This window comes from Nonomuraea sp. NPDC054003, assembly GCF_055585125.1.
The window spans coordinates 1-9,280 of record NZ_JBVJKR010000035.1 but is presented as its reverse complement, the minus strand read 5'-3'; the positions used below and the strand labels follow the sequence as shown (position 1 = coordinate 9,280).

The window sequence follows — 9,280 nt, the reverse complement described above, 5'->3', positions numbered from 1 at the left end:
CAGAGTACGAAGCGATCCACTACCGTCACCAACAGGCCGCAGTCACCGCGGCAGAAACCAAGTAGCCGAGTCTCCACGAAACCCGGCGCGGTTCAGCATCCTGCCGACGCCGGGTCGAGCGGGAGCGCTTGGGCACCGCGGATTTGGTGACGCTGCCCCGCATGCCAGCGGCGTTGATCTCGACATCAAGGCCAGACAGGACGGCGTCCAGGTCGGTCGTGTCGTCGCCGGCCTGCTCAGCGGCATCGCGCTTGGCCTGCATGTCGGCGCGGAACTCGACTAGCCAGCGTTGTTCGTCGGTCGGCTCATCGGGGGTGATCGTGGGTTCGGTGTCGAGGTGCCAGCCCTCGCGGCATTGGGCCATGCGAAGCTGCCGGTTGCGCCTGGCGCATGGAGGGCACTTGGCTTCCAGGGTGGCCCCGCATGGCACGTCGATGATCTCGGTGCGGCCGGTCTCCAGGTCCATGCGTTTCATCGGCACCGGCCGGATGCACACCCCGTGTTCGATGGCCACGTGTTCAGCGACCTCACGCGCCAGCGGCATGGACATGCGCACCGAGCGGGGCAGGGCACGGTCGTAGCTCATCGCGCCTCTCCGATCGTGTCGGCGGGATGCAGGAGCGCTGCTTGCCCGCAGGTGCGGCACTCGACCACGCCGGCCACCGGGTCAGCCCACAGGCTGTCTTCGGTCAGGCAGGTCGAGCAGGTCAGCCCCGCCAGCAGGTAAGCCAGTTCACGCATCGCCGTTCACCTCGCTTTCGGCCAGCTCGGCGCACAGCCGGTAGTCGCCTCGGTAGGGGTGCCGGGAGACGTGCGCGGCGTAGACCTTGAAGGCCCGCACGCGGGGAAGGTCGCGGACGGTGAGCATGAGCAGGATCGAGCGGCCGGCCACGGTCTCGATCTCTTCGGCGGTGCCGTGGAAGCAGACCTTCATCGCCCCTCACCCCCAGCGGTGAAGGCGGCGGCCATCAGACGGATGTCGTGATCGGAGACGTAGGCGGCGCGGACCCGGATCGGATCGGGTGAGGTCTCCAGCCGGACGTAACCGACTCCCGCGCCCAGCTCGGGGATGGGCGAGATGTGATCGGCCAGCGCGCCCCGGTCGCGAGCGCCGTCGCCGAGCACCATGTCGACCTGTTCCGACTCGTCCAAGCGGAGGGCGATCTTATCCGGGAACAGGTTGCGGATGTTCATGACCTCTTTGCGCGGGTCCTGGAGCGCGGCCAGGACGCCGATGCCGACCGCCCGCCCTTGGGTGGTGAGCGTCGCGAGTGCGGCGGAGACGCGCCGCCGCAGGTCTTTGTCGGCCTGGTAGGCGGTCAGGAACGCCACCTCATCGACGACGACCAGGACGAACGGGTCATCGATGGTGGGGGTGTGGTTGCGTTGGAGGCCGGCGAAGCGCCCCGCCCGGTCCTGCATCACCGCAACAGCCTGCTCCAGCAGTTCGGCGCAGTCCTCTGGTGTTGCGGCGTATCGGTGGCCGAACAGCGCGCGGCCGTAGGACAGCTCCATCAGCTTGGGGTCGAGCGCCCAGATCTCCGCCAGCCCTGCGCGGACGGCCGGGAGGAGCCCGCGGATCGCAGACCACAGGATCGAGCCCTTGCCGGCGCCGGTCGCGCCCGCGACCAGGACGTGGGTGCCGTGGAGCTTCAGCCGCCAGGGTTGGCCGTCTTCCTGCTTGCCGATCTCGACCGGTCCCACGGTCGCAGTGGCCGGTTGGGGCAGTGCCGCCATGGGCACGGCGAGCGGGTCGCTGCGCGGGAAGGTCAGCAGCAGGCGGCCCGCCTTGACGATGGAGACTCGGCAGGAGGGGGCGCCGAAGCCGTGCGCGAGGTGGTCGAGGCGGTCCGTCCAGTCCTTCAGCGCTTGGCCGTCGAGCATGCGGGCGGTCACCTGGTCGGCCCACGGGGTGCAGGTGACCTTGCCTAACCGGGGCAGGTAGTCGCGGCCTTTGAGGTGCCGCCCGAGACCGGACACGATCATGACCGGTTGCCAGTGCCGCCGGTAGACCCAGACGAGGCGCCACCAGGCCAGCAGCCGCCAGCCGAGCAGCCGCACGAATCCGGCCCGGTCGACGACGACCCAGGCGGCCAGCCCGGTCGGGACCGGCGCGAGCAGTAACAGCGCCGTCTGCCAGCCGTAGGCCCAGGTGAGCACGGCGGGGGTGATCGCGGTGAGGGTGGCGATCGGATGCCGCCAGGTCATGCGGACCAGGCCGGCGAGGAGCCGCCAGGTCCAGATGATCAGAGTGACGATCGCGGGAGTCTGGACGACGGCCGGGCGGAAGACCACGGCGGTGTCCGGGGTGGTGGTGACGAGGTTGCGGGCTTCGTCACCGGGGAGTCTGCGGAACATAATGGTTGCCTCTCGTGAAGTGGAACGCTCGTGGGAGATCAGGGGCCGCCGGAAGTTGCCGCTTCCAGCGGCCCCGCCTTACGGGGTCAGGCCGCCGTGCTGTCGGGGACGGCCTTGATCGGGCATGTGTCGTCGGTGGGGACGTCGGCAGCGGAGGTGCGCAGCCGGGTTGCGACCGCACGGGCGTAACGCGCGCTCTCGCGGGCGAGCTGACGGGCGAACGCCAGATCATCTGGGGTGACCAGCCCGTCCGGGGTGAGCAGGACCGTGATGGCCCCGCAGTCCACGGCCAAGACCGGCGTGTGATCGGGGGAGCGGTGGACCGTGGAACGGGCCGCCTGTGCGGTCGTCAGCCGGATCACGCTGTGGCGTGGGGTTCGACGGCGCGACATCACAGCCCGTCCTTGCCGGCCGGGACGGTGGCCTTGGCCTTGTAGTCCGGGAGAGTGGTCGCACCCGTGCTGCCCGCACCGTTGGAGGCAATGGGCTCCATGGCGCGGACGCGGACGGAGTAGGCCAGCCGGCCGGAGGCGTTGACGTACGGGGTGACGGTGATTTGGTCGAAGCGGACCGGGGTGAACGGCAGCCCCGGCATCGGGGCGGGCGGGACCGGTTGCCGCTCGGCGAGGATCTTGACCGCGATGGTCTTCTGGGCGGGTTTGAGGGTGGGGTCGCCGTCCATGACGGCCACCTGCCAGACCGGTGCGCCGCTCTGCTTGTCGCGGGACTGGACGAACCGGCCATTGGTGGAGGCGTCGAAGTCCTTGACCGGCTCGACCTCGCCGACGATGTAGCAGCCGTGCGGGAAGAGCATGTCGAAGGTGACGGGGATGGGGCCTTGCAGTGCCATAGCTACTCCTCTTGTCGTTTGAAAGGCACTTAACCTATCAAGCTCTTCGAGCGTAAGAAGAGCCCGCCAGATCAGTCAACGACCTATGCGGGCTCGTTATCGGATCAGATTGCTTACCCGATGGGGTAGGCGTCCTCCAGCTCATGCCGATCCGCTGGCAACAGCACCTCCACAACCGCCAGGCCCCGCCCGGACGCCTCGCGTACCGCGCCGTAGACCACGATCAGCGGAACGCCCTTGGGCATGCCGAGCTGCTTGGCCTCCCCCGTGCTGGGCATGCGCGCGGTGATTTGCTCCACCACGTGATCGAACCGCACCCCCTTGCGGGCTTGCAGATGCGCCCGCAGCCCTTGCGGCAACGCCTGGGTGCTGGTCAGGTCCGTACCTGCCGACAGCTCGGCGGGCAGCCACAGCGAGACCACCTCGGTCGGCTCACCCTTGCGGGTCACCAGGCGCCGGCGCAGGAACGCCTTGCTCTTGGCCGGCAGCTCCAGCAGCGCCGCCACCCGGTTGGGCGCGGTGAGCGTGCCGACCTCCAGCACCTCGCCCTCGGTGTCGGTCTCGGCGGCGGTCAGATACGCCTGCCCCGGTCGAATGCGGTCGACGGCGGCCATGGCGGGACGGCCGCGCACGAATCGGCCCTTGCCCTGCTGGGAGTCGATCCAGCCCTGTTCGCGCAGCATCCGCAGCGCGGCCACCACGGTCGGGCGGGAGACGCCGAACTCCTGGATCAGTTGCGCCTCGCTCGGTAGCAGCGAGCCGGGCGCATAGTGGCCCGCCTCGATCCGCCGCTGGAGCGTCTGGACGAGTTGCGCGTATTTCGGCGGTACCGACTCTAGAGACATTTCGACCGTCCTGCACCCGACAGGTTGACTTATTAGGTCGGAGCGTAGCCGTCGCCCACTCAGCGTGTCCACCGCTCCTGGTGTAGCCACACCGCCACATCCCCGAACACCCCCTGAAACGAGAAAACCCTCGGCGGGCAAACGAAACACTGCACGCGGGTCTACCAGCAAACTAAGCCCCGCGTCTCCTGATCCTGCAGTGTCGCTCACCCGCCGAGGGAGTGGTGCGGCGCGACGAGGCAGGGTCCGCGCACTACCCTCCACGGCCTTGCGGAGGGACCCGCCACCTCGCCGCGCCGGTCTATCAGGAGCCCCCGCCCGGCATCGCCGAACGTGGCGGACGCACCTGCTCTCGCAGGACCTCAGCCGCGCCCTTGGCATCCAGCGTCGAATGCCGCTCACCGTCGCCCCAGATGTAGAACGCGCCCCGAGCATCGACGGTCACCCACACCGGCAAGCCAGGGTGCGGACGCGGCACCAGCAACGCGCTGTCGTTGTCCCGCAGCTCCGCCGGCACCAGCAGATCTACGAGCAGGTCCCGCAGCCGCACCAGCTTGATCGCGACATCGCGCTGGTGCAGCACTTCGGGCGTGCACGACATGATCGGATTCATTGCTCGCTCCCTTCGGCCAGGCCGTCGCCGAGGCAGTCCAGGCATTCACGCTCTCCCGTGCTGTAGTCGTCGGCACTTGCGCCCACGAGCAGCACGCGGCGCGAGGTGCACAGCTTCGTCCCGCGTCCCCGGCAGGCCGGGCACTGCGGATGCTTGCTGGACTGATCTGGCCGGATCACCGTCGCCATCTCCTCGTTCATCCGGCTATCCCTGCTTCGGGAGGCCGCTTGACGTACCGTGTTGGTTGATGGCAAGTCCACCGGCCAAGCAAGATCTTCAGCACCCCCGGGGAGTCCCCTCTCCGCCCCCCTGTTGAGCCCCCGACCCGGGAGGAAGCTCCTTCCGATGGCTGAGAAGATCCCGAACGTGCAGCTCCAGAGCTGGCGCCAGCGGCACAACCTGACGCGCCAGGAGTTCGCCCAGCGGATCAACCAGACTCCCGCCGGCATCGCGCACAAGCTCTCCTGCGACGAGGAACGCATCCGCCGCTGGGAGAAGGGCGAAGTGGCCTGGCCCCGTGCCCCGTACCCGGAAGCCATCCAGCAGGCCACCGGACAACAGCTCGAAGCGCTCGGCTTCAGCCGCGCCAAGCGCGTCCTATCGACGTGCGCCCCGGTCATCTCGCCCAGCCCCGCTCTGGTCACACAACCCGGGTCAGAGATTGATGAGATCGCCGATCTTGCGGAATGGCTGAATCGGGGCAGCTACCGAGCCGAGGCCGTGCACGAGATCGAGCAGGCCGCCGCATCGCTGGCCAACGCGCATGCCGAGGCCCCGCCCAAGACTCTGCTGCATCACGTCATCCGCGTCCACCGGCAGGCTCGCGACCTGCTGAACCAGGGCAACCTACGCTTCGGCCACGCCCGCGATCTGCTGCGGATCGACGCTGACTTACTGGCCCATGCCGCGATCCTGCTGGGCGACATCAACCGCGATCAGGCCGCAGAGGAGTACGGGCGCGTCGCCGTTCTGCTGGCGCAGGAGGCCGGCTCCAACCAGGGATTCGCCTGGTATGCACGCGCGAAGACCGCTCGCTGGCAAGGCCGCTACATCCAAGCCGCCGACCTGGCACGACGAGGATTCGAGGTCACGCCGGCCGGGCCGATGAAGCACCAACTGGCCTGGTACGAGGCGAATGCCGCAGCCCTGTTCGGCGACATCAGCCGAGCTAGGGAAGCGGCCAGCCGCGCCCATCTCATCACGCAATCGTCCGCCCCTGCCGTCACCGACCGTTCCGTGTGGGCTTTCCCGCTCCAGCGTCAGACGCTCTTCAGCCTCTCCGTAGCGGTGCGCACCGGAGATCCGGATACCGCCTTGCGCACCGCGGACGACGCTGAGCAAGCAGCAGCCACAGGTGACCGACCAGCGCCCGCCAACTGGGCACAGATCAAGATCGGTATCAGCCTCGCCCATCTCCTCAAGGATGACCTCGATGGAGTCATCCACGAGGCGACCCCCGTTCTTGCTCTTCCGCCCGAGCTACGGGTCAGCACCGTCACCGGCTACCTGAACGACCTTGCCCGCCGCCTCGCCCAGCCGCGTTTCGCCGCCAGCCCCGACACGGCGCAGCTCAGGCAGCAGATCCACGAGTTCAACGCCGCCGCCCTCCCGGACGAACCCAGCATGGAGAGTGAATGAGCCCTCTGCCCGTCGAGATGATCGACCGATGGCGCAATCGGGTCGAACCGCAGCCAGGAGAAGGAACGATCTACTGGCACATACTGGTCGGCCGCTATCCCCAGGTCCGCGCTCTTGCTCGTGAAGCACAGAACCGCCTTGCGCCGTTCCCCGGGTTGCACTTCACACCGGCAAAGTGGCTGCACATGACCGCACTTGTCGTCGGCTCAGCCGACAGCAAGTCACTCGACCAGACCCAGGCCATGCTCACAGAGGCATCCCGCCTGCTGATCGACATGCCCCCGGTCACCGTGACACTCGGACGGGTCCTCTACCACCCGCAGGCGATCATGCTCGGCGTGGAGCCCAGCGAACGGCTTCAGCCCATCCGCGATGCGGTCGAAGCGGTCACGCGCGAGGTCACCGGGCACGAGGGATACACCGAGGGACCTGCGACCTGGACGCCGCACCTCACGATTGCCTACAGCACCGCCGACCAGCCGGCCGCACCCTTGATTGAGACGCTGGGCAAGCAGCTCGACCCGTGCGAAGTGACCATCGATTCCGTCAGCCTGGTCATCCAGCACGGCCCGGAACGCCTCTGGGATTGGCAGCCCCTAGGCGCGGCTCTACTTCTCGGCGAGTCCTCTGAAGCCGACCAGGGCACCGACCCTGCCGCCCGATACCCCGTCACGTGACATTGCCGAATTGTTCTCATAGGGATCAAGGGCGGCCCGCCCTCGGCCGCACGCTGCGCGTGCGGCCGAGGGGGCCGTTCTCGCGCACGGCCGCGCTCGGGCCGCAACGCGGTCTATCTCAATCAATAGGTAATTGTATGGCGTGGGGGTGCATCGATGTTGTCGGGGACATCGATCGCATCCATCTTTAGACCAATGAATTGTACGAGCGTAGCAAGGCAGTGCAAGATGCTAACTACGCACCACACCGTAAAGAAGGCTGTTACGCCACCAACGGTAGCCAATATCGCTGGATGCGTATCCTTTGAAAGGACCGACAAGATAAGGATGCCCAGCATGGCGAAGATGCCGATGGTGCAGGTAAATATGAAGGGTGCTACGTATCTGATTGGATCTCTGCGAATGGCCCGCAATTTTCGGAGGAAGGCTTGATCCATAAAGGCAGTCTGAACAGCAACCCCAGCCAGCACTGCGCCTATGATGACTCCCACCATGCCTGCAGCAACCGGGACACTTGCCATGAGATTCTGCGGCTGAAGCAGGGCGACAGTAACTGCCCCTCCTGCCCCAACTAGGCCAAGAGCGAAGTCAACATGCAGGACTTCGCTCAAGTCAAAGTTCAACGCCCCCCACAGGTGCTTCAGGACCTTGTTTGCCATCTCCCGCCACCTTCACGGGCATCGTCGAGCACGACGCCAGTCGGACACCTTCAAACCTACCCAGCCAAGGGTGATCTACTCTGGCGATGTTCGCTTTGCTCGAACATACTCTCGAAGCGCTGCTAGCACCACCCCTACTCCCTCCTCAAGTCGAGGTTCCCAGTCGGACACCAGCGTGGAGTCTGCGGACTCCTTGCTGACAAACCGCGCATCGGTCTCCCCCTGACGCTGCCGGGCGAGCATCGTCAGATTCAGGTCCCCGGTCTCGGTGCCTTCCAGCTTCCCTCGGAAGGCGGGCGAATCCGTGTTGAGCACTTCCCCTCGCGGCGCCTTGAACTCCTCGGTCTTGCGGCCGGCACCTAGCGCTCTCATCTCTTCCCGGTCTCGATCTAGGTCTCGACCTGGATTGGTAAACTTGATCTCTCGTTCTATAAAATGAACACGTGGATGGGTCCGTAGCCACTCATCAACGGTCGAGCGCGAAACAACAAGATCCACTTCCCAATCACTCGGGAGTTGCCCTGACCGTGCTGCTGCCAGGTTCAGAATCCCTTCAAGCCCTTTAGTGAAGCCCGTCGCGTGAATGCGGGCAGTAGTAGCAAATGCTACCCATCTCTCAGTGTCATGAACATGAATAGCAAAGGGCACCACAGTTTCGCGAGACGCGCTGGCCGTGACACTCGACTTGCCCTTGATCCAAGATCTAGCGATTTTATCAAGAGTCCTACGCTCTTCCCTGATCTCGAACCCCAAGGTCCCGGTCAGGAACGTGCCATCTTCGACCAGTGTGATGTCTGCTGCAGTCCACTTTCTTGGTCTCGCACCTTCCTCTTCGAAGTCCGGAAGCTCGCCAGAAGCCAGTTGCCGCAAATCCTCGGAAAAGGAGCGCATTCCCAAGGTGTCTTGATTAGCATGCCTCCGATTGATGCGAGCGAATGTCACCTTGCGCTGCTTTGGCCTCATCTGCCCACCTTCCCGGCGCCACAAAGAGATAGATCACACGCAATCATGACTCCAAAACCTGTTCATGCACATGGATCTCTGCAGTTTGAGAGGAAACAGTGACCAAAGCAGCCCTCGGCGACACCTCCGTGCACAGAAGACGCGGCCTATCCTGCGTTCGCTTATAGACATGCGCTCCGACTCCGGGGTGGCTTACGAGCATGATCGCTGACACCGATCCAAGGTAGGCCCTCTCTGCGGGCGGTCGGCAGCAGACGGAATGGTCAGGCGAGGATGCTCGCTGACACACTCAAAGATCAGGCGGGCTGCAGTTTCGCGACGTACCATCTCGCGGTTCTGGCCGGCCTCCTAGCTGCCGATGCTGCTTTCCCGCTTCCTTGCCTAGTGTCAGTCCTCCTCGCTGTCCGAGTGTCCCGGCCGGGCGCGCCGAGTCAAGGGCGCCTGCGGCGTCGCTCCGCGATCAGCTTTGCTGACCCTTGACACGGCGATCCCGGCCTGGGGTCGGCAGCTACAAGGAGGACGGGGGAAGATCAGGGGACAGGCTGCACGCAGACCACGCCAACCTCTGCGAGGGTGATCGTCGTGAACTGCGCCGGGATTGATGGAGACTCCATCGGTTGGAAAGGATGGAGTCCATGTCAGGTCGATCCAGCTCCCCGCACCCCGCCCAGCGTCGC

13 protein-coding genes are annotated in these 9,280 nt (G+C 65.9%); 2 read left to right on the top strand and 11 right to left on the bottom strand.

The annotated features are described in order from the left end of the window. Positions 1 to 25: 25 nt before the first annotated feature. The 9 genes from ACZ6YG_RS44505 to ACZ6YG_RS44465 all read right to left on the bottom strand — a co-directional run bounded on the left by ACZ6YG_RS44505 (position 26) and on the right by ACZ6YG_RS44465 (position 4,866). Positions 26 to 586 carry a replication initiator gene (locus ACZ6YG_RS44505; protein WP_466021354.1) on the bottom strand — a complete coding sequence of 187 codons (561 nt, stop codon included), beginning with the start codon at positions 584 to 586 and terminating at the stop codon, positions 26 to 28. Beyond that, positions 583 to 741 (bottom strand): hypothetical protein, encoded by a 159-nt coding sequence (locus tag ACZ6YG_RS44500; RefSeq protein WP_466021353.1) that lies wholly within the window; start codon positions 739 to 741, stop codon positions 583 to 585. The genes ACZ6YG_RS44505 and ACZ6YG_RS44500 overlap by 4 nt, the downstream gene beginning before the upstream one ends. Next, the gene (locus ACZ6YG_RS44495; protein ID WP_466021352.1) at positions 734 to 934 is read right to left on the bottom strand and encodes a hypothetical protein; all 201 of its coding nucleotides are present in this window, start codon (positions 932 to 934) and stop codon (positions 734 to 736) included. Before ACZ6YG_RS44495 ends, ACZ6YG_RS44500 begins: the two co-directional genes overlap by 8 nt. Next, on the bottom strand, positions 931 to 2,358 hold the full coding sequence (locus ACZ6YG_RS44490) for an FtsK/SpoIIIE domain-containing protein (RefSeq protein ID WP_466021351.1): 1,428 nt from the start codon (positions 2,356 to 2,358) through the stop codon (positions 931 to 933). The genes ACZ6YG_RS44495 and ACZ6YG_RS44490 overlap by 4 nt, the downstream gene beginning before the upstream one ends. Before the next feature lie 86 nt (positions 2,359 to 2,444). Beyond that, positions 2,445 to 2,750 carry a hypothetical protein gene (locus ACZ6YG_RS44485; RefSeq protein WP_466021350.1) on the bottom strand — a complete coding sequence of 102 codons (306 nt, stop codon included), beginning with the start codon at positions 2,748 to 2,750 and terminating at the stop codon, positions 2,445 to 2,447. Then, positions 2,750 to 3,208, bottom strand: a complete 459-nt coding sequence (locus ACZ6YG_RS44480) for a plasmid replication, integration and excision activator (RefSeq protein ID WP_466021349.1) — start codon at positions 3,206 to 3,208, stop codon at positions 2,750 to 2,752. The genes ACZ6YG_RS44485 and ACZ6YG_RS44480 overlap by 1 nt, the downstream gene beginning before the upstream one ends. A gap of 113 nt (positions 3,209 to 3,321) precedes the next feature. Beyond that, positions 3,322 to 4,053, bottom strand: a complete 732-nt coding sequence (locus ACZ6YG_RS44475; protein WP_466021348.1) for a GntR family transcriptional regulator — start codon at positions 4,051 to 4,053, stop codon at positions 3,322 to 3,324. A 304-nt stretch (positions 4,054 to 4,357) separates the two neighbouring features. Continuing rightward, positions 4,358 to 4,666 carry a hypothetical protein gene (locus ACZ6YG_RS44470; protein ID WP_466021347.1) on the bottom strand — a complete coding sequence of 103 codons (309 nt, stop codon included), beginning with the start codon at positions 4,664 to 4,666 and terminating at the stop codon, positions 4,358 to 4,360. Then, entirely contained in the window at positions 4,663 to 4,866 is a 204-nt protein-coding gene (locus ACZ6YG_RS44465; RefSeq protein WP_466021346.1) for a hypothetical protein, read from the bottom strand. Before ACZ6YG_RS44465 ends, ACZ6YG_RS44470 begins: the two co-directional genes overlap by 4 nt. Positions 4,867 to 5,011: 145 nt before the next feature. Here ACZ6YG_RS44465 and ACZ6YG_RS44460 point away from each other — a divergent pair, with 145 nt between their 5' ends. Together ACZ6YG_RS44460 and ACZ6YG_RS44455 are read left to right on the top strand one after the other, a co-directional pair. Then, positions 5,012 to 6,304 carry a hypothetical protein gene (locus tag ACZ6YG_RS44460; RefSeq protein WP_466021345.1) on the top strand — a complete coding sequence of 431 codons (1,293 nt, stop codon included), beginning with the start codon at positions 5,012 to 5,014 and terminating at the stop codon, positions 6,302 to 6,304. Further along, on the top strand, positions 6,301 to 6,981 hold the full coding sequence (locus tag ACZ6YG_RS44455) for a 2'-5' RNA ligase family protein (RefSeq protein ID WP_466021344.1): 681 nt from the start codon (positions 6,301 to 6,303) through the stop codon (positions 6,979 to 6,981). Before ACZ6YG_RS44460 ends, ACZ6YG_RS44455 begins: the two co-directional genes overlap by 4 nt. 122 nt (positions 6,982 to 7,103) lie before the next feature. On the opposite strand, the gene ACZ6YG_RS44450 is transcribed toward ACZ6YG_RS44455, so the two are convergent. Together ACZ6YG_RS44450 and ACZ6YG_RS44445 are read right to left on the bottom strand one after the other, a co-directional pair. Beyond that, entirely contained in the window at positions 7,104 to 7,640 is a 537-nt protein-coding gene (locus ACZ6YG_RS44450; protein WP_466021343.1) for a hypothetical protein, read from the bottom strand. Between the two features lie 75 nt (positions 7,641 to 7,715). After that, positions 7,716 to 8,603, bottom strand: a complete 888-nt coding sequence (locus ACZ6YG_RS44445) for a DUF4747 family protein (RefSeq protein WP_466021342.1) — start codon at positions 8,601 to 8,603, stop codon at positions 7,716 to 7,718. Between the last annotated feature and the right edge of the window lie 677 nt (positions 8,604 to 9,280).

Bases quoted from the DNA above. Each gene is read 5' to 3' on its own strand.
- ACZ6YG_RS44505 (WP_466021354.1), bottom strand. From the start codon at position 586: ATGAGCTACGACCGTGCCCTGCCCCGCTCGGTGCGCATGTCCATGCCG.
- ACZ6YG_RS44500 (WP_466021353.1), bottom strand. From the start codon at position 741: ATGCGTGAACTGGCTTACCTGCTGGCGGGGCTGACCTGCTCGACCTGC.
- ACZ6YG_RS44495 (WP_466021352.1), bottom strand. From the start codon at position 934: ATGAAGGTCTGCTTCCACGGCACCGCCGAAGAGATCGAGACCGTGGCC.
- ACZ6YG_RS44490 (WP_466021351.1), bottom strand. From the start codon at position 2,358: ATGTTCCGCAGACTCCCCGGTGACGAAGCCCGCAACCTCGTCACCACC.
- ACZ6YG_RS44485 (WP_466021350.1), bottom strand. From the start codon at position 2,750: ATGTCGCGCCGTCGAACCCCACGCCACAGCGTGATCCGGCTGACGACC.
- ACZ6YG_RS44480 (WP_466021349.1), bottom strand. From the start codon at position 3,208: ATGGCACTGCAAGGCCCCATCCCCGTCACCTTCGACATGCTCTTCCCG.
- ACZ6YG_RS44475 (WP_466021348.1), bottom strand. From the start codon at position 4,053: ATGTCTCTAGAGTCGGTACCGCCGAAATACGCGCAACTCGTCCAGACG.
- ACZ6YG_RS44470 (WP_466021347.1), bottom strand. From the start codon at position 4,666: ATGAATCCGATCATGTCGTGCACGCCCGAAGTGCTGCACCAGCGCGAT.
- ACZ6YG_RS44465 (WP_466021346.1), bottom strand. From the start codon at position 4,866: ATGAACGAGGAGATGGCGACGGTGATCCGGCCAGATCAGTCCAGCAAG.
- ACZ6YG_RS44460 (WP_466021345.1), top strand. From the start codon at position 5,012: ATGGCTGAGAAGATCCCGAACGTGCAGCTCCAGAGCTGGCGCCAGCGG.
- ACZ6YG_RS44455 (WP_466021344.1), top strand. From the start codon at position 6,301: ATGAGCCCTCTGCCCGTCGAGATGATCGACCGATGGCGCAATCGGGTC.
- ACZ6YG_RS44450 (WP_466021343.1), bottom strand. From the start codon at position 7,640: ATGGCAAACAAGGTCCTGAAGCACCTGTGGGGGGCGTTGAACTTTGAC.
- ACZ6YG_RS44445 (WP_466021342.1), bottom strand. From the start codon at position 8,603: ATGAGGCCAAAGCAGCGCAAGGTGACATTCGCTCGCATCAATCGGAGG.